We start from the raw sequence: 21,573 nt of genomic DNA, 5'->3' as shown, positions 1-21,573 counted from the left end.
CCGTGTAAAAACGCAGCGGGTGATGGATAGCTGGAAATTGGATTGTTTTAGCGGCACCCAGAGACCCTGCGGGCTCTTGGTGTGTCGATTCGAGGCATCCCGCTGACTTGGGGCAAGTGCGGCCTCCACGAGGCTGTGCGGCGAGTTAAGTGGACAGCCAACGGGATTTCAGGCCCTCATTGCCGCCATCAGCACACGATTGCCCAGCAGGTTCAGCACTCGTTTGAAGTTGTAGGCGAGCACGTGCAGGCTCATTTCCGTGCTCACCCGGTCGAGCGTTCGGGTGAGGAAATGAGTGGCGCCCATCCAGGCCTTCAACGTGCCGAACGGATGCTCCACCGTCTGACGGCGGATGCGCATCATCTCCGGTGCCTGATCCAGGCGAGTCTGCATCGCATCAAGCACCGACTCATGCTCCCAGCGACTCACCCGGCGCTGTGCGCTCGGTGTGCACTGCTCTTTCAACGCACACCTTTGGCAGTTCGAACTCCAGTAACGGTGCAGCTTTAGTCCTTTCTCGACATGTGAGAAGCGCCAGATCAGGCTTTGCCCTGCAGGGCATCGGTACTCGTTCTTGGCAGCGTCATAGATGAAATCCCCTTTACCAAAGCGGCCAGCCGCTGTTGCTCCCGAAGTCAGCGTTTTGGGCACGAAAGCGGTGATGCCAGCTTCGTGGCAGGCAAGGATTTCCTCGCTCTTGAAATAGCCTCGGTCAGCGACCACCGAGAGCGCTTCCACGCCCATCGCTTCCCGCGCCTGCATGGCCATGCTACTCAGTTGGTCACGGTCGACGCCGTCGTTGGTGACTTCGTGCGTCACGATCAGGTGATGCTTCGTATCGACCGCAGCTTGGACGATGTAACCGACCATCCCGGTGCCGCGCGTCATCATCGAGCGTGCATCAGGATCGGTCAGTGAAATCTGCTTGTCTGGGGCGGTCTGAAGCTGGATCTCGATGGCCTGGAGTTCCTGCATCTTCACTTTTAACACCGCGATCTTGCTGTGCAGTCGCTCGGCCTTGGCTTGTGCCACGGCAGGTTCCTGCCGATCGGCAGTGTCCAGGGCGGTGAGGTAGCGGCTGATGCTGGATTCGATTTCCTCCATCCGCCGTTGCAACTTGGCACTGGTGAAGTTGCGATCACGATTGTTGACCGCCTTGAACTTGCTGCCGTCGATAGCCACCAGCGCTTCGGCGAACAGACCGAGCTGCTGGCACAGCACGACGAACTGCCGACAAACGCCGCGGATGGCCTTACCGTTGTCCTTACGGAAGTTGGCGATGGTCTTGAAGTCCGGCATCAGGCGCCCGGTCAACCACATCAGTTCGACGTTGCGCTGGGTCTCTCGCTCAAGGCGGCGACTGGACTGGATGCGATTGAGGTAGCCGTAGATGTAGATCTTCAGCAGGACGGCAGGATGGTAAGCAGGCCTACCAGTTTCTGCGGGGACAACGCCCTCGAAACCGAGTCGACCAAGGTCGAGTTCATCGACGAACACATCGACCACGCGCACCGGGTTGGTGTCCGCCACGTAGTCATCCAGGCTCTCGGGAAGCAGCACGCTTTGGCCGCGATGCTCTCCCTGGATAAAACGCTTCATCGGCATCCCTCGCTGATTTGAATCCATCAAATCACAGCAAGGTCGATGCCAGCGTTTTTACACAGCCTGGGCCAAAAGCAGTCATCGAGTGCCTAGAAAACTAGGGGCGATTCAGGGTAAATGGTTTTGTCCTCACCAGTTTCCCTTAATTTCTCAAGCTCATCATGCATGCGGCCATTTGCAGCCAGAAATACATCAAGAATTTTGACTAGCAGAAGATGCTCCAATGAGTCCGGTTTTGACTGATGTATCTGGTCTCCCAGCTTGAAGGCCATTGCTACTCGTTCATTCAGACGGTCTCGTTGTTCTCTATACTTGCTCATTTATAATTTTCACCACGGTTCTGGAGGTTGCGCACGCACGACATTAGCGGCATGCATAGGTTAGCGAAGTTAGCCGAAACATGCCCTCCCGATGGAGCGATTATGCTCCATGGCCAATGAGCTCCTGATTGAACCTACGCAAAAGCTCCGTTTCGGGGAGTTCATGGAAGTTCATTAGTGTGTAGTAGTTCGAAACCGCTCGATCTAAGAGATCACGCGCCTCTACCTTTGGATCAAAGTAGACATGATCGTCGCCTTCCTCGTCCATGTGTTTGGTTCGGTTCTTCGCATAATTCATGATGGCTGCGATGTCTTTAGTTTTCGACTCCACCCCATCGCCAAAAAATTTGGAGAGCTTTACTGCGCCGTGTAGAAGACTCTTGAACGATGATTCTCTGCCAGAACGTTCAACATACGCACCGAGAACTTCTTCTGCACCACCGGCTAAGTGCAACGCTGCGAAGTAAGAATTCCCCTCGTAATACATGCAAAGGGCTCTATCCAGTAGTTCAGTCGCGACTTTAAGTTTCTCTGTAGGCATGCTCATCACGATTTATTGAGGCATAACGTTGGAAATCAGCGGCCCGCTTTAGCGGGTCCGCTGGATTGCTGTAATGGACTCTCCTTGCACCACACTTGCCGATACCGAGTCGTTCGGGTGATCGCTGGGAGAGTCGCTATGCATAAGCGTATTGCAGTTGATTTGGCCAAGTCCGTTTACCAGGTTGCCGAGAGTGTCCGTGTCGGTCAGGTGAGTCAGCGCAGGCGGCTGAGTCGTGAGGCGTTCCGGCGATATATACAGGAGCAGGGCGAGCCGGTCGAGTGGGTCATGGAGGCTTGCGGCACGGCACATTACTGGGGCCGAGTGGCGCAGGCGCTGGGGCATCGGGTGATGTTGCTGCATCCACGCTATGTGCGGCCGTATCGGCGGCGCAACAAGACCGACCGCAACGACTGCGATGCCATCCTCGAAGCGGCGCGTTGTCAGGGCATTCATCCGGTGCCGGTGAAGAGCCACGAGCAGCAACAGGTGCAGCAGTTACACGGTCTGCGCGAAACCTGGAAGAAGAGCCGTACCCAGCGAATCAACTTGTTGCGCAGTATTTTTCGCGAGGCGGGTATCCAGGCGCCGGAGCGCACCGAAGCTTTCATCAGGGCGGCCCATGAATTGGCGGAGTGTCCGGAAGTAGCCGCCTTGAGCCATCAGCTGCATATCGTCCTGGCCGAGATCAACCTGTACCAGCAGTGCATGAATGAGTGCGAGCAACAGCTGAAACGCTGGCATGCCGACGATGAAGTGGTACGCATACTGGATGAGGTCAGCGGCATTGGCCTGCTGACCGCCAGTGCCTTGAAAACCGCCGTGGGCCAGCCGGAGCGCTTCGCCAATGGTCGGCAACTGAGTGCCTGGCTGGGCATGACCCCGCGCGAATACAGCAGCGGCAACAGCCGCAAATTGGGGCACATCAGCCGGCAGGGCAACACCTACGTGCGCACCTTGTTGATCCACGGCGCCCGCGCCGCCTTATTGGCGGCCCAACGCTGCCAGGCCAACACGCCCGAACGGATGACCGCGCTACAGCGCTGGGCCACGCAAACGGCGGCGCGCATCGGCCACAACAAGGCGGCGGTGGCCTTGGCGAACAAGCTGGTGCGGATCTGCTGGGCGGTCTGGTGTCACCAACGACGGTTCAGTGGTAACTGGCAAAGCACCGCGCCCGCGTAGCGGGCAGGGTAAGCAGAAAGTAGTTATCACGTGGTTGTGGTGAGACGAAGAGCACTGTCGGAACAGGCGAGTCCTGCGACGGAACAAGGCCGATAACAAGTTTGATCCTGGTGATCGATTGAACGCTTGGCCCCCGTTGCGCGAACTACAGAGTGGCCAGGGTGGTAACGCCCTGCACAGGCCGGATATACGAATGCAACCGCACTGACGGCAGGGCTGGAAAAGCGTTACTCACTGCTTGCGGGGAGAGTCCATATATGACTTGTTATGCCAAAGAGCGCATCCCCGTGGGGATGTATAAGGATTTCGTTTCATCTTTTAATTCTATGAGTGCAGGTACTGCATTCAACCATCTATCAAATAGCTCGGGGGTGATCCTTTCGCCATGAATCCAGATTCCATTTTCAACCATTAGTTGCCCATGCTTCGGCTGTATATCAAGTCCTTCCCGTACAATTCCGGCCAAACCAAATTTCGTACCATTTGACCAGATAATCGGGCCTCCGCTCATGCCGGATAACACATCCAATCCTTTATGATCTGCGATAGTATCTTGGACTAGAATTTCACCTTTCCCCGTTACCTGCAAAGTTGCTATGCAGGCCGTGAATTTGGGAGCGAACGTATTTACATTGTTGCCCTGGCGAATTGCCCGTTGCTCTTCCGGATATCCTGATGCGATTCCAGTTCCTGGCAATGATTCCTTCTTTGTTAGAATTATTGGTTTTCGCCCCAATCTAGTTATTGAATGATGGTTTACTCTGGCTATAGCAATATCTGGTTGAGTTCCATCCTCGTTGGCTGGAGCTGGCGTTAATTTGTAGTTGAAATGATACTGGCTGTTCTCGATTGGTGTGAAAAATTGGTATCCATCAATGGCAGGCTCGTTTTGATACTTCTCGCACTGCTCATTTTTCCACTCGGCTTGCTTATTCTCTAAGGCATCGGCCACATGCTTGCATGTGATTGCAAAACACTGGCCTTTATATGAGACGAAGGTCAGTGTTCCACTTCGTACTGAGCTTTCGCTGAACTCTTTAAATACTAGGTCGCTGTCCCTGCAAATTAGCGTCCCAAAAAATGTGCTCGCAATAAAGACTGGCGCGCAAAATTGCCATGTGTTCAGTTCCTTCTTTTCATCAAAGAGTGAGTCGCAGACTGGTAGTTTTTTCATGTGTTTATCCCTGATGGGGCAGCCTGCCTAGGCATAACGATTAAGCTAAGGGGCGGGCTTTAGCCCGTCCCAGTGAGCGGAGCGAACGGTTTGAATGCTGTAATGGACTCTCCTTGCACCACACTTGCCGATACCGAGTCGTTCGGGTGATCGCTGGGAGAGTTGCTATGCACAAGCGTATTGCAGTTGATTTGGCCAAGTCCGTTTACCAGGTTGCCGAGAGTGTCCGTGTCGGTCAGGTGAGTCAGCGCAGGCGGCTGAATCGTGAGGCGTTCCGGCGATATATACAGGAGCAGGGCGAGCCGGTCGAGTGGGTCATGGAGGCTTGCGGCACGGCGCACGAAGTCAGCGGCATTGGCGTGTTGACGGCCAGTGCCTTCAAGGCCGCTGTAGGCCAACCCGAGCGCTTTGCCAATGGCCGGCAACTGAGTGCCTGGCTGGGCATGACCCCGCGCAAATTTAGTAGCGGCAACAGCCGCAAACTGGGGCACATCAGCCGGCAAGGCAACGTCTACCTGCGCACCTTGCTGATCCACGGCGCCCGCTCCGCCTTATTGGCGGCCCAACGCTGCCAAACCAACACACCCGAACGCATGACCGCACTACAGCGCTGGGCCACGCAAACGGCGGCGCGCATCGGTCACAACAAGGCGGCGGTGGCCTTGGCCAACAAACTGGTGCGAATCTGCTGGGCGGTGTGGTGCCATGAGCGGCGCTTCAGCGGCAACTGGCAAAGCCCAGCGCCCGCGTAGCGGGCAGGGTAAGCAGAAAGTAGTTTTCACGTGGTTGTGGTGAGACGAAGAGCACTGTCGGAACAGGCGAGTCCTGCGACGGAACAAGGCCGATAACAAGTTTGATCCTGGTGATCGATTGAACGCTTGGCCCCCGTTGCGCGAACTACAGAGTGGCCAGGGCGGTAACGCCCAACACAGGCCGGATATACGAATGCAACCGCACTGACGGCAGAGCTAGAAAAGCGTTACTCACTGCTTGTGGGGAGAGTCCATATGCCATTGTTAGAGGTTGCTTGCTCAATGTCGAGTAATCTTTGCTTGATAAAAATGGCCTTGCTCATCGAAGTAGATCTGCAAATAGTCGTAATCAATTCCCAAGCCGCTGCACATGCCAAGTGAATATTGATATTCTTGTTTCGTAAACTGTTCACTTGGCTCGCCAAGCAAAACAGCTACATCATTTTCAGTCATTTTGTTTGATAACAAGCCTTGTATGTCGTTAGCCATTCCTCCACGGTAGCAAGTGGCAGATTGTTCGTCGGATATTGCTGCGTGCCATTTTGTTTTTTCAAAAGCTTCAGAGCTGAAAACCCCAGAGCTTGCATACCAATAAGCAAATACCAGTAAAGATAAAAGTACTAGGAAAGTGGCTCCTATAGAAATAAGTACCCATTTTATAAATTTTAGCGCATGCATCCGTGCAACCTCTAACTATTAATTAGGCGACATTACTGTCGCATAACACACCCTGAGATGTCTGATAAGGTCCGTTGTCATGCAGTAAACCCTTGATTTGCATAGACGCGAAAATGGCAAACGCGACTAGGCAAGGTGAAAAAGCGACATGAAAGGCCACACGTACCAAGCCAGCCCAGGCATCGTAATGGCTAGACGCTACTGATCGGCCTCAAGGCTGTCTAGTTGACGTGTTGAGAAAATGTCGAAATCACAGCGAATAAAAGCGGAGCGAAGAGGTGTGTGCTAGCTAGACCCAAGGAATAGCAAGGCTTAGCATGATAATGCAGGCAGAAACAGAGGGTTCGATTTCTCTGAATCAGTGAATTGCCACTGGTCTTGTAGGCACTTGATGACCGCTATTGGCCGACCTCTGTCTGTCGCGGCTGGCCGGGCCGCAATGATCACTACAGGCAGGGTTCAACCACAAAGAGCTTTAAATCGATCAAAATACAGTGGAGGTACCCAGCGATGTGTTGAGCATAACAGCACGACTCCTCGCTACAATGGCGTCACCCGCAATCGTCTAAGGATCTAGCTTGACTGACACAAACCTCACTGAAGTCGAGATGCGGCGCGCACTCGGTCTTGATCCCGCTCCTTCGAAATCGAAGCAGCCAATAACCAAACAGCACTCCACCTTCACACTCGTTGAATTGAGCGTGCGTAAGAACGGTGGATCGCCATTCCGCTTCGAGCACCGCTCTCGTTCCATCAGTACACTCGCTGCCCAACTTGAGGCAGAGAAAGCAGCTCGGGAGAAAGGGTATGAGGTCTGGGTCATATTGGATATCAGGCAAGTTTCATCATAGAGCCGCAACAGGCGCCAGTCAGTCCAGTCTCGCTAATTGCTCTGGGGCAATGAACACCTGAATAATGAGAGCGAGTCAGTTCGCACTCGGGCAGCTCTTGGCCGGTACCTGTATCTTCCAGGGTAGGCCGCCTCAAACGCTTACGTTACCGTCCATAACTGATCAATCCGCGTCGTATAGCTCGGGCTCATCATCTCTCGCCGCATGCCCCAGTCCGGATTCGCCGGCACCCTTGCAGGCCGCATCGTTCCCCGCCCCCATCGCGCATTGATCGCATCCATCACGCCCATCACCCGATCGGCAGTCGCTGGCGGTGTCGCGACGAATAGGTCGTCGGTGAACTCGCCACGCTGACGCAGGTCGAGCAAAAGTATCTCTGCCTTGCTGAATGCAAAGCCGGCCCGATAGATCAGTTCCAGCCCCTGCAAGGCGGCCTTGGTTACTAGCCGGGTATCGTCGGTCGGATAGGGCAATTCACAGAGAATGCCCTTGGCGAACTTCGGCTCGTCCGGATTGAACATGCCGGTGCGGATGCTGACCCGCAACTTCTTGCACAGGGAGTGCTGCGCGCGGAGCTTTTCACAAGCCCGCGCCGCGTAGGTGGCCACCGCTTCGCGGATTGGCGGCAGCTCATGCAAGCGTTTGCCGAACATCCGGCTGCAACAGATCTCTTGCCGCGGTGGTACTTGCTCCTCGATCACCAGGCAAGGTGTACCGCGCAGCTCACGGGCCGTCTTCTCCACCACCACCGAGAACTTGCTGCGCAGTGTCCAGGCGTCGGCCTGGGCAAGATCCCAGGCCGTACGAATGTTCATGTCGGCCAGGTGGGCGATCATCTGCCGGCCGATTCCCCAGACCTCGCTGACATCCATCACCTTCAGCAGCTTGTCGCGTTTTTCGGGCTGGCGGATATCCACGACCCCACCGGTCTGCCGCTGCCATAGCTTCGACGCACGATTGGCCAGCTTAGCCAAGGTTTTGGTCTGGGCAATGCCCACCCCCACCGGGATACCAGTGCAGCGCAGCACCCGTGCACGCATCTCCCGCCCAAGCGTCTCCAGGCTACCGGGCATACCAGTCAGGTCGGCAAACGCTTCATCGATGCTGTACACCTCCAGCACCGGAACCATCCCCTCGAGGATGGTCATCACCCGCTGACTCATATCGCCGTAAAGCGCGTAGTTGCTGGAGAACGCCAAAATGCCGTGCTGCCGAAGTTTTAGTCTGATCTGAAAATACGGCTCGCCCATCTTGATGCCCAGCGCCTTGGCCTCGGCCGAGCGGGCGATCACGCAGCCGTCGTTGTTCGACAGCACGACAATAGGTGTACGCAGCAGATCCGGGCGGAAGACCCGCTCGCAACTGGCGTAGAACGAGTTGCAGTCGATCAGGGCAATTGCCGACTCAGCCTGGGGCATGGCAGTGCACGCTGTGAGTGACCACGCCCCAGATCAGTAGCTCATCCCCTTCGAGTACGTAGCGCGGCGCGTAGGCCTCGTTCTCGGGCCGCAGAATGATCTGTTCGCCTTCCTTGGCCAAGCGCTTGACCAAGGTATCGCCGTTGAGCGCGGCGATGACGATTAGTCCAGGCCGCCCCTCTAGCGCTTTATTGACGATTGCCAGGTCGCCATCGAACAGCCCCGCGTCGATCATGCTGTCGCCGATGATGCGCACCAGGTACATATGCGGCGCGCGGAGGTCGAGCAGCTCGTCGAGGGATATCTCGGCTTCGATGTGATCCTGCGCCGGAGAGGGGAACCCGGCCGGGACGCGGAAGGAATAGAAAGGCAGGGTCACGGAGCTGCTGCTCAGTGGCCCGAGAATCGTGCAGGACATGGTGCACCTGTAATTGCACTGTATGTACATACAGTACAATTCAAACCAACCAATCTACAATCAAATTGATCAAGGCGATGACGAGCGGACGGTCATGTGCGGACGATTTGCCCAGTATCAGGGGATGGCGGATTACCTACGCGAGCTGAACAGCGAGCAGGAGGTGATCGGCGGCTACGACAACCTGCCGATCGAGCGCTACAACGTGGCGCCACAGACCAACGTGCAACTGCTGCACGCGGAGGGAGGCGGCCTGACGATCGCCGCCGTGAGATGGGGGTGGGCACCGCACTGGGCGAAGAAGGGAAAGATGCCGGCGTCGATCAACGCCCGTGTCGAGACGGTGGCGAGCGGCAAGTTCTTCAAGCAGATATGGCCGCACCGCGCGCTGGTCGCAGCTGACGGCTGGTTTGAGTGGGTGAAGGACGAGACCGATCCGAAGCATAAGCAGCCCTACTTCATTCGCCTACGCAGCGGCGAGCCAATGTTCTTCGCCGCCATTGGCCAGCTTCCCCACGCCGGCAGCGATGTTCGCGAGGATGATGGGTTCGTGATCATCACCGCCGACGCCCAGGGCGGCATGCTGGATATCCATGATCGCCGGCCAGTGGTACTACCAGCGGACTTGGCCCGAGAGTGGATAGACCCGAACACAACTTCGCAGCGTGCCGAACAAATCGTGCGGGAGCTGGGCCTTCCGTCCGTGACGTTCGAGTGGTATCAGGTCAACAAGGCGGTGGGTAACGTGAAAAACACCGGGGCAGCGCTGATTGCCCCCCTTGATTCCAGGGAACCACTCGACCGACTCTGATCGGCCGGAGGCGACCTGACCCAGTCACTTTCGACCGGCGGAAACGGCCAGAAGTGGAAGTCCAAGAGGCGCCAAAATCAACTGGCGTCTTTTGAGAAGACAACAAAAAACCCGCCAAAGCGGGTTTCTTCAAGACCATTCCGACATCCTGTCAGCAGCCTCCTAGGCGATGGTCGATCATCCGTGATCCTGAGCGCGTCCTGCACTTCAGTTGATGAGCATAGATTAGGTTCAATGGCGAAGCCTAAACAGAGGATATCGCAGCCAATGCGTGTAAGCCTTTCGCTATGGGAAAACTACGGGAGCGTGATGTTCTTTGTCTGCATTGGGTGACTTCTGCCATTCGTGATAGACCGGAGTCGACTTGTAGCGGATGGTGGTTACCGGTAGGTATCGGTCAGAAACGGACGTTGATGCGTGCCTGCTAACGACCCATAACGGTGGGTCACCGAGATCGCGTGGGCTATGGCAGCCCAATGATGACTTGGCTAGCATAGGGCCACATGCCTTTCGAGCCTCACCCATGAAATGGAAGAACAGAAACCTCAGAGAGTTAGCGCACTTGGTTTGCGGTGACCCAGCACCGGATGGTGTGACCTATTTTCGGTATAGGTCAAGCAGCTACCTGACGGAGTTTTTCGAGGACTGCGACTTGGATTTTGTGCATGACGGTTCAACTCGCTGGTCATGGGTGGCGGATCGCCTAACCGACGTTCTGGCTCAGCCGCAGGTAAGTCCAACGATTCCTCCGGATTCGTTCATACGAATCATCCGAGCGCTATTGGATCGCGCCGATACTCAGCCAGGAGACCCAACACGCGAAAAGGCACTCTCTAAGCTCAATGCAGTCCTTGCACGCGAAGGTTGGGAAGCATTTTATGACGAGCTAATGATAGGGCAGCTACGTCACCTAGCCACGAACACGGTAGCTCAGATCGCAAACCCCCACCGCCCTATGACGTCCGCAGAGTTGGTGCGTAAGGAGCAACTCACCGCGTACCTCAATAGTTGCTCGGAAGACCAGTTGATCGAGGATGTATTGCTGCCGCTATTCCGCCAGCTAGGGTTCCACCGCGTCACCGCAGCTGGCCACAAGGACAAGGCCCTTGAGTACGGCAAAGACATCTGGATGAAGTACACCCTACCCACGCTTCACGTCATTTACTTCGGTATTCAAGTCAAGAAGGGAAAGTTAGATTCTTCGGGCGTAAGTAAAGCAGGCTCGGCAAATATCGCGGAAATATACAACCAGGTGCATATGATGCTCGGCCATGAAATCTTTGATTCTGAGTTAAGCCGACGTGTACTTGTTGACCATGCTTTCATCGTGGCCGGAGGCGAGATCACCAAGCAAGCGCGGAACTGGATTGGAAACAAACTGGATGCAGCGAAGCGATCTCAGATTATGTTCATGGACCGAGAAGACATTATCAACCTCTACACCGTTACCAATCTAGCCCTGCCCAAAAGCACTGGAACGCCCTCTCCGTCTGATGACACCTTTGACCTCGACATCCCGTTCTAAATGCGGAGTGATGGGATTTATCGGAATAGCTAAATGAGCTGATGCCGCAAACCTTTCGTGTGACGAATAGGCAGGGCGGTTGCAGGAGCTGAGTGCAACCGCCACCTGAGCAACTATCGAACCTACCGTTGAGCATGAGTACTTGTCGTCCGTGGAATCATATCTATACTTTTGTGGGCCCAGAAAAAATCAATAACACTTTGCATAAGAGTTTAGTCCCACCGACTTGCCCACGCATCAATTCCTTGAAGCGTGGGTCTGCACACAACGAGGAGAACACATCATGGATCCGGCAGATGTGTACATAAATTTTATCAAGCATGTGGAGGCTTTGGTCGCCCGCGGCTTTACCAGGTTAGAAGGAAGGCATCTTCAGGAGTCAGGGACGCTACAGGAGAGCTCACGCAAAGTAATTGATCGGCTGAAGTCCCCTTCCGCCAGAGTCGCTATTGCGAACGCATTTGCGCAATTGGATCCCGAAGTTGAGGAGGCCTTGGTCGGTGAACTGCAATTTATTATTGCCAATATTCAGATAATGGAACCGGATGGGGAGCATGACAAACATAGAAAACACCATGCAATTCAAGAAGTTAACGATGAGCATGACCAGGATGTTGCCTCTGCGGCAAAAACAGGGAAGGACAGTCTTGAGAGCATTTTGGGAAAATTCTTACCTAAATGGCTGAAAAACCGTCTAAAAATCCTGAACGAGATTCTATCAATCGTATTTAAGATTTGAGCGTAGTGGATTGGTTGTCATAGGATTCGTCCCGGAAACACAGAAAAACGTCTGATATCGGCTGATTTTTGCCGGTCGTGACTGGCAATTTCTGGCCGACTCCGGTCTTTCCCCAGCGGCTATATTGGGTCGGTTCCGGTCATTCACGACCGGCAGAGATTCGGCCAATAGCGGTCATTGAGTGTCTACAAAACCAGTGGCGATTCACCCTTCATTACGAAATGCTGGCATTCGCCTCCCCCCCCAAAAAATGCCGCACTAGGCAACCTGTGAGTTTTTTCAATTGCCTTCTTATCCTAGTTCTGAGGTGTAGGCGCTAGCTACCGCCGCATTTACTGATAATGATCCAATAACCGCAGCACTAGGTAAGGCGTGCCTTGCAATGCGCCCTGCAAGTTCGCGAGAGCGCGTCGGCCAGGTGTTTACATGCAGAGTCATGGGTAGGTGCGGAATGGGGGTGGGATCCCAGACGCCTCGCCGGTAAACCAAGCGACCATCGACAAACCACCTAATTTCAGATGGATCCCACTCGATTGCGTAGGTGTGAAATGCGTCTGCCGCGTCGAAGCCCAGGGGAATGAGGCTTGGCGTTCCTCTGTACCCGTAGTCGAATCTTGCTCCATCTCCGCCGGGGTTGTAGAAGACGTTCACTAGCATATGGTTCGAGCGATTACCCACGATCTCGATATCTATCTCCTGGCGAGGCGAGTCACGGTGCAGGAAGAACCCTGTCACCAGGCCTGGAACTCTGGTAGCTTGCATCGAAACTTCAAACTTACCAAAAAGATACTTTTGGCAGCTCGAAATAGCTGCAGCACTGAAATCCCGAACTCCGAGTGGCTCTTCCTTAACTGTTAGGGTTATGCCTGAACCGGGTCGCACTGTGATGTTTTCGGGTCGAAATAGGGCCAGATTTCCTGGAAACGTGTCATCCCGGAATAGCCAGCGCTCGGTGTCAATGCTTTCCAGAGAGTCGTTGAAAACTGCCCGCGTTTCATCACCACAAACCTGAGAGGCAGATATTCGCGAACGGATTCCTTGCCAAGTCGAATGCGGCTCCACTACCCAGGGCGAGGCATCGTGCTTGAGGTTCTTCCCAGTGTTAGAGCTCGTTATTTCTGAATCCTGATCCAGGAGCTCTTGCTGCCTAAGGTCTTGGATTTCCGGATAAGGGCAAACAGGTGGTGCACATGTCAGATGATCGCAAATAACACGCCACTTGCGCTTTTCGGCCAAATTCAACAGCACAATGTCTGCGCCTTCGAGGCTGTCGAGCAATAAGCGTATATGTGCTTCGTTTAGCGTGTGTTCATTCGCGGTCACAATGAACTTGGCCTGGGGGTATTTAGCCCGCAGGGTACTGATATGTTGAGCCAGGCAGCCAATATTGACGAAGGCGTTGAATGTGCAGTTATCGGAACCGGCCAACAAACTTTTTAGCTCATAAGTCGGCAACTTGTCTAGGTCGCTGCAGCAGCGATAGCCAAGCATCGATAGCGCCATAGCCAGGGCGGACATCCCTGATTCTGTCGAGCCAAAGACAAAAACTGGCTGGGCTTTGGGACGCCCCTGAAAGAGGGAGGCCCCCTCACTGTCGATGACCCCAATCTTGGTCAGAGACGGAAGAATAGAGTAGGAATTAGAGGAGTTAAGATCGCGCCGCTGACTAATAATGGATTTTCGAACAGCCCTGACATCCAGCTTATTAAATTGGTGATTAATCCAGAGATCAACGGGACCACGGCAGGGCAGCAGCTCAAGCAGCTTGAGGGCCCCCTTTTTTGAGAGAATGTAACCAGAGAAGTACCAGAGCCCGCGCTCAGGTCTAAAAACGCTGCTAGACAGGAACTCTTTTCTGGCACCGTTCTTCACTTCCTTGTAAGACAAGTAAAGAATGTCGAACTGCGGTTCTGCCTGATCAGCATCAGCCATTTCCATCCACGCATTGTCTAGAAGCGATCCAAAACTGCGTTCAAAGTAAACATCGTCCTCAAGAACTAACGCATACGCATGGGGGCCTTCTGCAATGAGTTGGCAAACGCGAATATGTGATTGTGCGACAGCAATTTCAGCGAGAGTCATTCGAATAGGCCGGTCAAGTTCGAATTCATCGGGCAAAGCATTGGGTTGGGGCTCTACATACAACTGGTCGGCTAGCGTATAGAAGGGATGCACATATTTGTCGTCAAGGCACAACTCTGGCATTTCTCTAGCGTCGATGGCAGAGAAGCGGGTTGTTTGCTCCGTAAGCTTGGTACCTGAGTCGTCTAATACGTGGCTCAACTCGCGCGTAACATCAGACCATCTTACAGTTTCTCGGTCCAAGTTGATGACATAGACTTGTCCGATGTGTGCTTCAGGTTGAGGGGAAGAGGTGAATGTACGAGAGCGCTGTGCTGGCAGGAGAAAGCGACTGCGTAGTAGTACGGAATAAAACAGGCTTGCAACCGTCCGAAGAGGTTTAGCTAGGTTCATAGTAATTCTTACCCTTCATTCTTGATGTTGCTTTTTATTTGATAGTCGCCAATTTCTTGAGTCATGCCTGTAGCTCAGATGCCACTCCGTATATGCAGTACTCTCCCAGTTCGAAAGTATTTGAAGGCTTGATTTGATTTCGGCACCGGCGGTACCTAACTCGAAAATCGATTTAGAAAGGTTCCCAGGGCCAGTCGTTGACTGAATCTCCGGTAGCTCACCAGTTGAACACTCTAGAAGAAGGGTAGACTGGGCGAGGGCTCTATCAATTACAGCATGGTGAGGAGGCGCAATTAAGGGGTTATTGTTGAAGTAGAAGATCCAGTCTGGAGAATATGCTCCTTTGGCGGTGAAAACCGCGGTATCCAGCATTGACCCTGAAACTAGGTCATAGCACAGGGGTTGAATTTTCAATCGACCATCGCTAAACAGATTATCGATGGTAGTTCCAAGATAAACGTCATCCGTATCTACATAGAAACCGCCTTCGACCGAGATGTAACACAGACGAAAATAATCTGATTGCATGGCGGGGTGGTAGCACTTTTCGAATGCTCTACTATGGCGTTCGCCGAGCCTCTCACTAATGAACTGTTTTGCGTCTTCTTGATCGAAGAGAAGATGCTTGAACCCATGCGCTTCTAGCGATTTCCAAGACTTTATGCAGTAGCTTACGTCACTGGGCAGCTGATCTCGTTTGTGCCAGAACTGGACGATTGCCCTTGGAATGCCGCAGGCGTATTCGAGAGGCAACGGCCCTCCTTGGGTGGGGTTTTGGACCAGTGTCCTTATGAAGTCAGAGCGTCGACGATGGTCTTCCGGAGTATCTTCCTTCAGTTCCATGATGACCATGCCCTCCTTGTCTATGGTGCTGAGACTTGAGTGTCCTAACTCTTTGGATGACTCCAAAGCTTCTGCGCAGTCTACTTCTTGCGTGCACTGCAGATGTACTAATCGAGAAGGGGGCAGGCTAAAAGTGCGAGGTCGCATCTTTGATATTTCGATTGAGCTACTGCCCCCCTGCCTTCTCGTTGCAGTGAATGGATTACGAATCGACCCAGAACTCGTAGACGCAGATGGCCTCTTAATGGCCGATCTCTGCCGGTGGGTAACAGGCAGCAGTCGGCCAGGAGCAGCCACTGGCGGAAAGCCTGTAGATCTACCTTTTCTCTGGCGAGCACTAAAAATGGGGGAATTACCCCTTTACCTGTCTATAACTTCATAGTTTATGGTCGCAGGCCACAGCGTGAGGGATAGGCCTATGTATCGCATCTCAGAGTTGGCGACGAAGGTGGGCTTGAGCCGCACCACGCTGCTCTATTACGAAAAACAAGGGCTGATTTCATCGCGGCGGCAGGCCAACGGCTATCGCCTGTATTCGGATCAGGATCTACAGCAGTTGAAGCTGCTACAGCAGCTTCAGGCTGGTGGTTTGACCCTGAAGGAGTGCCTCGCATGTCTGGAAACGCGCATTGACAGGGCATTGCTTCTAAAGCGCCTACAGTCCCTGGAGCAGGAAATTGTCGAGAAACAGCAGTCTCGGGATCTGCTCGCCTCCATGCTAGGAATGGGCTCCATGCGTGAGTGGCACCAGGCCCTGGAGAGTCAGGCGCCGGGAGCACATCTGGCCTGGTTGCTCAAACAGGGGTTCAGTGAAAAACAAGCACTGCGCTTGAGATGGCTATCGAAAGACATGAATGAACACGAACGGTACATGGCGGATTTTGAGCGGATATTTGATGGCTTGGATCGTCTGGGGCCGGGATCTGCCGACGATGCCCTGCAGGCACTACATGCCCTGCCCGTTGTACCGGGCACTATGTTGGACATTGGCTGCGGCAGGGGAACCAACACTCGTCTTTTGGCCGAGCACACTCAGGGGCTGATTACCGCTCTGGATAATGATGAATACAACCTCAGCTGTTTGCGCAGAGCTCTCCGCCACAGCGCCATAGAGGGGCAAGTCAGACTGCTCTGCGCCAGCATGACCGAACTGCCTTTTGTCGACCTGCAATTCGATGCGCTCTGGGCAGAGGGCTGCGCCTACATCATGGGCTTTGACAAGGCTCTGAAAAGCTGGAGGCCGTTCATCAGGCCGCAAGGATTTCTGGCGGTCAGCGATCTGGTGTGGCTTACCGAAAAGCCGTCGCCGGCAGCCTCGGCATACTGGCGCCAAAACTACCCTGATATGCAAACGGTGGAGGGTCGTTTGTCGGCGATTGGCAAGCTGGGGTATCGGGTACTGCACAGTTTTCCGCTGAGTCAGCAGGCTTGGACAAACTATCTGGCACCGCTGCGTGAAAAGATCGCTGGACTCTCTTCGCAAGAGTTTTCCTCTAGTGCTCTCAGCGATATCCAAAAAGAACTGGATATCCATCAGCAGCATCTCGGCGAGTATGGCTACCAGTTTTTTGTACTGCAGAAAGAAGACATTTAACGCCGCCAAGAACTTATTGCTTCCGCCATGAGCCTCTCGAAAGTGAAGCAAAGGACGCAGCATGTCTTGGCAAAAGGTGGTCGCATTTTACATAGGCGCGATGAGCACGCCGTATTAGAACGGTTGAATGCGATATACGCGGCATTATCGATCAGGACGCTAAAGCGAAAATCAGCATGAAAATGACAATCCGCAACGAACAGGTCGAAGACATCGACACCATCGCACAGTTGACCAAGGCAGCTTTCGAACACGAAGAGCATTCAAGTCACACCGAACAATTTATCGTCAATGCACTGCGCCGCAGCAAGCAACTTACCGTCTCCCTGGTGGCGGTAGAGCACGGCAACATCATTGGTCACGTCGCCATCTCCCCGGTGCGGGTTTCGTCTGGCGCAAGTGGCTGGTTCGGGCTCGGCCCGATCTCCGTACTGCCAGATCGTCAGGGCCAAGGCGTGGGCTCGGCCTTGATGAACGCCGCTCTTGCCGAGTTGCGGCAGCTCGGCGGCGTTGGCTGCGTGGTGCTGGGTGATCCTGGTTACTACGGGCGCTTCGGCTTCAAGGCATACCCGGGTTTAGAACTCCCAGGGGTACCTCACGAATACTTCCAAGCGCAGGCATTTTCCGGTGCCCCTCCAAAAGGCATGGTGCAGTATCACGAGGCGTTTGAAGCCATCGCGTGATGGCGATAGGAGGTCGAAAGCACTCTACGCCAGCGGCTGCTCCTGGCCGATTCAATCCCGAAAGCGAGGTTCCAAGTCTCACATTGTTTGAGCGTCAATCTAAACGCATGCGCACTACCAAGTACGTACCCTGATCGAGCAACGGCCATACTTTGGCGTGTACCAACGTGTCGCGCCAACATCTTATTAAAGAACGTGGGGTGGATTGAATGAATCGGACTGCACAAAAGCCCGCCTAGATCGCGTTTTTTTGTGCGGACGTTGGCTTAGTTCACTCGTAGTGATATCGGCAGACTGATAACAGGCCAATGCAAATGGGCAATTTGCCACTAGGCTTGAAGCAACTCAGTCAGGCTATTCACGGAGGAAGTATGCCCAACACCCGATACCTCACCTACTTGGTTCTCGCCGTCCTACTTATAGGCTGCACCCAGAAGATCCCCTATCGAACCGAGCGTGACACGCTGCCAGACAATGATGGCGTGATACGAGAGCAGAAGACCGCAGTCATCCCGCGGCCAGCGCTTGGCCCCGAGCAAGAGTGCGAAAGGGGTAGGTGCATCAACATCGTGGAGTTTGATGAGTTCGGAAACGCCGAGAGCCGAAAGCAGTTCAACAATGGACTACTTGCCGCGAAGGGTGTCGCTGAGAAAGACGGGGTGGTGATCGTCTACATCCATGGCTGGCATCACAACGCCAAGGTTGGCGACGAAGACATCTCGAACTTCCACAAGCTGCTTTCGAAGGTTGAGGGTAAGCCAGCTGCCGGCATTTATGTTGCCTGGCGTGGTGAGTCGATCGACTCCGAAACCATTCCCGGTTTTCTGCCCAGCTATGGATTGACCTTCTGGGAGCGGAAGAACAATGCACACAGCATTGGCAACGCTGGTGCTGTGGCGGAGTTGATCAGAACCCTCTCAGACATCCGTAGCCACTATCAATACTCTCGCCTTCTGGTCATTGGCCATAGCTTCGGCGGCGCGATGCTCTATTCGGCAATGTCAGACACCATAGCGGAGCAGATCCGCAGGGACTGCCAGCGCAATTCGAGCTACACGCCTATTGCGGACATGGTGGTTCTGGTGAACCCTGCATTCGAGGCAATGCGTCTACGCCCGCTCTACAGCTTTGCCAGAGGCTTCGAATATCCTGCCGGGCAGAAGCCACGGCTAGTCATCCTCACCACCCAAGCCGACTTCCCAACACGGGTCGCCTTCAAGCTTGGTAGGTATATGGGAAATGTTTTCCAGAGTTACCCGAGCGGCATCTACAAGGATCAAGATGTCACGGCCATTGGGCACTACATCCCCTACATCACGCACCAACTGACGGAGCAGCAATGCACCTCCCAGGCAAAGGGCCTCATGTTTAGTACAAGTGCAACGGGTGTGCCTGAGGAGTCCAAGCAGAAATGCATCGCTGACAAGTACGAGCTCACTCGATGCGATGCTGACAGAGACTGCGACGTCGTTGCCCCCGGACACTTCATTACCCGTGGCACTGCAGGTGATCACATCCCCCACGGATTCCCAATTTTCAACATCCGAACCACGAAGGATGTCATCCCCAACCACACCGATATCTGGGGGCCGCCTATGCATACCCTCATGAATGCGGTGTTAGAGGAGGTGAATAAAGACCCACTGGAAACTGAAAGCGAGGGGTTGATACCTACGGATTGCGGGGTACCAACAGGTGGCTAAAGATCGGCGAGGTCCGTGAAATAATCATGTGTTGTATTGGATTTCTCATGACGATGGTGGGTGTAGCCGCATCGTAATTGAGGGCGGAGCATGACGATCGGATTCGGAAGCACCGCCACAGACACTACCTTAACTACCAAGGTGCAAAGCCAGCTCGACAATAAAACTGCACAGAGCCAAAAGCGGGCTCTCTGATGCATGTATTCGAGACTCAATGTTAGGTTGGGGGTTGCCGTGCTAAGACAGATAAAAAATTCAGCAGCCACTCAAAAAGATTCCTACGCTTCAGTCCGGGTCTACAACACAACCACCTTGGCGGACGCCTCGAAGGATCGATGAAATGACAATGAAGTCCGTGTTGGCTGTACTCAGCATGATTTCCTTAGCGTCGGCCGCTGCAATGGCAGCCGAAGTGGATCTAGATCAAAATTGGAGCAAGAAGGACATTGCCTACTGGCAAAACGAAACCCAAGGATCAAGACTCGCACCCTTAAGTTGGGTAAATGCACTTGAAATCAAAGAATCGAAAGTGCCTTTTATGTCCGATGACAATATCAAAAGGTACGGATACACGCCGGGTACGACGGTGTTCAACCACCGGTCCTATCGGCTTCCCCGAGGATTTGTAGTCGACACAAGCGACGATAAAGATCTGACCTTTTCCCACTTGCGCTGGAAGGGGGTTCAAGCAAGCAACGAACCATGGGTCGGCTTGAACTGTGCGGCCTGCCACACAACTAATATTTCATACAAAGGCCAAACCTTGGTGATACAAGGAGGGCCGACAAATGCTGACTTTCAAAAGTTCTTCCAAGCATTTCGAGAAGCACTTGCTGACACGCTGAGTGATAAGGATAAATTCGATAGATTTGCGGGAAAAGTTTTAACCGATGTAAAAAGCGATAGCGAAAGACTCCGCGTTTCCCTTGTCACCTTGAATAAATTTCTTTCAGAGAATGAAAGGCTTAATAACACAAGCTCGGTTTATGGCCCTGGTCGTGTTGATGCAGTCGGGCACATTCTAAACAGGGTGGCACAGCTCAATGGGGCAAAAAACTCTACACCTAACCCTTCTGACGCTCCGGTCAGTTATCCCTTTCTCTGGAACACCTCCCAGCACGACCGAGTACAATGGAATGGTGTAGCCCCCAACAAAAAGCTGGGAAAAGATGGTTTCGATGTTGGTGCGCTTGCGCGAAATGCTTCAGAAGTAGTTGGGGTTTTCGGTGATGTTAATTTTAAACAGGAGGGCCCTTTTAAATTTGTGAAAGGTTATATGTCAAGTGTGCCAGTTAATAGACTTGCAGGGCTTGAGCGCACTCTCGAGATTCTGAAGCCCCCAAAATGGCCAACTAACCTTGGCGAAGAAATGGCTATCAAGAATGGGAAGGATGGGCGTAAAGATTTGGTAAAAGATGGAAGATATCTATTCGAAAAGAACTGTTCAAGCTGCCACCAACCTTTGGCACGCGACAACCTTAATGGAATAATAGTTGCTCAGATGGCAACTATCAGCCGAGACACCGAGAGCAGCAACACCATCACTACGGACCCATGGATGGCCTGTAATGCGGTCCAATTCAAAAGCGATCCAGGTGATTTAAGCGGCAAGCATCTTAACGAACTCACTGGCAGTATCGATAAGCAGTCACCACTTGTGACCCAGCTGGGCGTAACTGCCCGTGAAGTATTATTGAATCAGAAAGGTGAGATCGTTCGGTTGGCCTTAATGGGCTTTCTCAACGTTACTCCTGAAAGGCCGGTGCCGCCGCAAACGAACTGGTTTTCCGCCGTTTTCTCCTTCCTCTCAGAAAAGGAGTCTCGACTCAATGAATGCTATGAGATGGCTAAGGATACAAAGAAGTACCCAACTCTGGCTTACAAGGCTCGCCCACTGACTGGCATATGGGCAACTGGGCCATTTCTGCACAACGGATCAGTGCGCACGCTGTACGATCTGCTGTTGCCTCCAGCCGAGCGGCCAACGAAATTCAAAGTTGGATCTATTGAGTTCGATCCGGTGCAAGTAGGCTTTATCGATGCTTATGGTCCAGGAGAGCCTTTTGACTTCGACACATCATTGCCTGGGAACTCCAAGAATGGTCATGATTATGGAGCATCCAAGCTTGATGACACCGAAAGATATCAACTAATCGAATATATGAAGACCCTGTAGTGCAGCTTATAACCTTATTGTTTCGTGACTGAGGCATAAGCAATTACAGCCATGCTCAGAAGGGGGATGGAATAGCTCACCCCAT

Annotated in this window: 17 protein-coding genes and 1 pseudogene; 10 read left to right on the top strand and 8 right to left on the bottom strand. The window is 53.5% G+C overall.

Annotated elements, in window-relative coordinates:
- Positions 1–168 precede the first annotated feature (168 nt).
- Positions 169–1,599 carry an IS1182 family transposase gene (locus TMS3_RS03795; protein WP_025163924.1) on the bottom strand — a complete coding sequence of 477 codons (1,431 nt, stop codon included), beginning with the start codon at positions 1,597–1,599 and terminating at the stop codon, positions 169–171.
- Positions 1,600–2,022: 423 nt separating this feature from the next.
- Complete coding sequence (locus TMS3_RS03785; protein ID WP_235576603.1) at positions 2,023–2,463, bottom strand: hypothetical protein; 441 nt, start codon at positions 2,461–2,463, stop codon at positions 2,023–2,025.
- 138 nt (positions 2,464–2,601) lie between these two features.
- Here TMS3_RS03785 and TMS3_RS03780 point away from each other — a divergent pair, with 138 nt between their 5' ends.
- Complete coding sequence (locus TMS3_RS03780; protein WP_043301766.1) at positions 2,602–3,648, top strand: IS110 family RNA-guided transposase; 1,047 nt, start codon at positions 2,602–2,604, stop codon at positions 3,646–3,648.
- A 265-nt stretch (positions 3,649–3,913) separates the two neighbouring features.
- On the opposite strand, the gene TMS3_RS24940 is transcribed toward TMS3_RS03780, so the two are convergent.
- Positions 3,914–4,822: a hypothetical protein gene (locus TMS3_RS24940; protein ID WP_152985469.1), complete on the bottom strand. Its 909-nt coding sequence runs from the start codon at positions 4,820–4,822 to the stop codon at positions 3,914–3,916.
- A gap of 341 nt (positions 4,823–5,163) precedes the next feature.
- Between TMS3_RS24940 and TMS3_RS03775 the strand changes: the two are divergent.
- Positions 5,164–5,574 (top strand): annotated as a pseudogene (locus TMS3_RS03775) (transposase); the annotation flags it as partial.
- Positions 5,575–5,853: 279 nt separating this feature from the next.
- Here TMS3_RS03775 and TMS3_RS24935 read toward each other — a convergent pair.
- The 3 genes from TMS3_RS24935 to TMS3_RS03760 form a co-directional block, all read right to left on the bottom strand.
- Positions 5,854–6,252 (bottom strand): hypothetical protein, encoded by a 399-nt coding sequence (locus TMS3_RS24935; protein WP_152985468.1) that lies wholly within the window; start codon positions 6,250–6,252, stop codon positions 5,854–5,856.
- 991 nt (positions 6,253–7,243) lie between these two features.
- A complete protein-coding gene (locus tag TMS3_RS03765; RefSeq protein WP_025163918.1) occupies positions 7,244–8,521 on the bottom strand; it encodes a Y-family DNA polymerase in 1,278 nt (425 codons plus the stop codon).
- A complete protein-coding gene (locus TMS3_RS03760; protein ID WP_025163917.1) occupies positions 8,508–8,939 on the bottom strand; it encodes a LexA family protein in 432 nt (143 codons plus the stop codon). Before TMS3_RS03760 ends, TMS3_RS03765 begins: the two co-directional genes overlap by 14 nt.
- 94 nt (positions 8,940–9,033) lie before the next feature.
- On the opposite strand from TMS3_RS03760, the gene TMS3_RS03755 reads away from it, so the two are divergent.
- The 3 genes from TMS3_RS03755 to TMS3_RS03745 all read left to right on the top strand — a co-directional run bounded on the left by TMS3_RS03755 (position 9,034) and on the right by TMS3_RS03745 (position 12,014).
- Positions 9,034–9,750, top strand: coding sequence for an SOS response-associated peptidase family protein (locus TMS3_RS03755; RefSeq protein WP_025163916.1), 717 nt, complete (start codon positions 9,034–9,036; stop codon positions 9,748–9,750).
- A 523-nt stretch (positions 9,751–10,273) separates the two neighbouring features.
- On the top strand, positions 10,274–11,275 hold the full coding sequence (locus TMS3_RS03750; RefSeq protein WP_025163915.1) for a hypothetical protein: 1,002 nt from the start codon (positions 10,274–10,276) through the stop codon (positions 11,273–11,275).
- Between the two features lie 283 nt (positions 11,276–11,558).
- Positions 11,559–12,014 (top strand): hypothetical protein, encoded by a 456-nt coding sequence (locus TMS3_RS03745; protein WP_025163914.1) that lies wholly within the window; start codon positions 11,559–11,561, stop codon positions 12,012–12,014.
- Positions 12,015–12,305: 291 nt separating this feature from the next.
- Here TMS3_RS03745 and TMS3_RS03740 read toward each other — a convergent pair whose 3' ends face one another.
- Both TMS3_RS03740 and TMS3_RS03735 read right to left on the bottom strand, forming a co-directional pair.
- Positions 12,306–14,489: a family 16 glycosylhydrolase gene (locus tag TMS3_RS03740; protein WP_025163913.1), complete on the bottom strand. Its 2,184-nt coding sequence runs from the start codon at positions 14,487–14,489 to the stop codon at positions 12,306–12,308.
- Positions 14,490–14,504: 15 nt separating this feature from the next.
- Positions 14,505–15,332, bottom strand: a complete 828-nt coding sequence (locus tag TMS3_RS03735; RefSeq protein WP_200929593.1) for a glycosyltransferase family 32 protein — start codon at positions 15,330–15,332, stop codon at positions 14,505–14,507.
- Between the two features lie 418 nt (positions 15,333–15,750).
- On the opposite strand from TMS3_RS03735, the gene TMS3_RS03730 reads away from it, so the two are divergent.
- From TMS3_RS03730 to TMS3_RS03715, 5 genes are all read left to right on the top strand, one after another.
- Positions 15,751–16,926 carry a MerR family transcriptional regulator gene (locus TMS3_RS03730; RefSeq protein ID WP_025163911.1) on the top strand — a complete coding sequence of 392 codons (1,176 nt, stop codon included), beginning with the start codon at positions 15,751–15,753 and terminating at the stop codon, positions 16,924–16,926.
- Positions 16,927–16,953: 27 nt separating this feature from the next.
- Positions 16,954–17,106, top strand: a complete 153-nt coding sequence (locus tag TMS3_RS25410; RefSeq protein ID WP_371040190.1) for a YjhX family toxin — start codon at positions 16,954–16,956, stop codon at positions 17,104–17,106.
- Entirely contained in the window at positions 17,103–17,609 is a 507-nt protein-coding gene (locus TMS3_RS03725; protein ID WP_025163910.1) for a GNAT family N-acetyltransferase, read from the top strand. The genes TMS3_RS25410 and TMS3_RS03725 overlap by 4 nt, the downstream gene beginning before the upstream one ends.
- A gap of 371 nt (positions 17,610–17,980) precedes the next feature.
- Positions 17,981–19,312 carry a hypothetical protein gene (locus tag TMS3_RS03720; RefSeq protein WP_025163909.1) on the top strand — a complete coding sequence of 444 codons (1,332 nt, stop codon included), beginning with the start codon at positions 17,981–17,983 and terminating at the stop codon, positions 19,310–19,312.
- A 340-nt stretch (positions 19,313–19,652) separates the two neighbouring features.
- Positions 19,653–21,488: a di-heme-cytochrome C peroxidase gene (locus TMS3_RS03715; protein ID WP_025163908.1), complete on the top strand. Its 1,836-nt coding sequence runs from the start codon at positions 19,653–19,655 to the stop codon at positions 21,486–21,488.
- Positions 21,489–21,573 lie beyond the last annotated feature (85 nt).

Origin of the sequence: Pseudomonas taeanensis MS-3, assembly GCF_000498575.2 — a bacterium.
Classification (GTDB): domain Bacteria; phylum Pseudomonadota; class Gammaproteobacteria; order Pseudomonadales; family Pseudomonadaceae; genus Aquipseudomonas; species Aquipseudomonas taeanensis.
The sequence above is the reverse complement of the archived record's forward strand: the minus strand, read 5'-3'. Positions and strand labels throughout refer to the sequence as shown.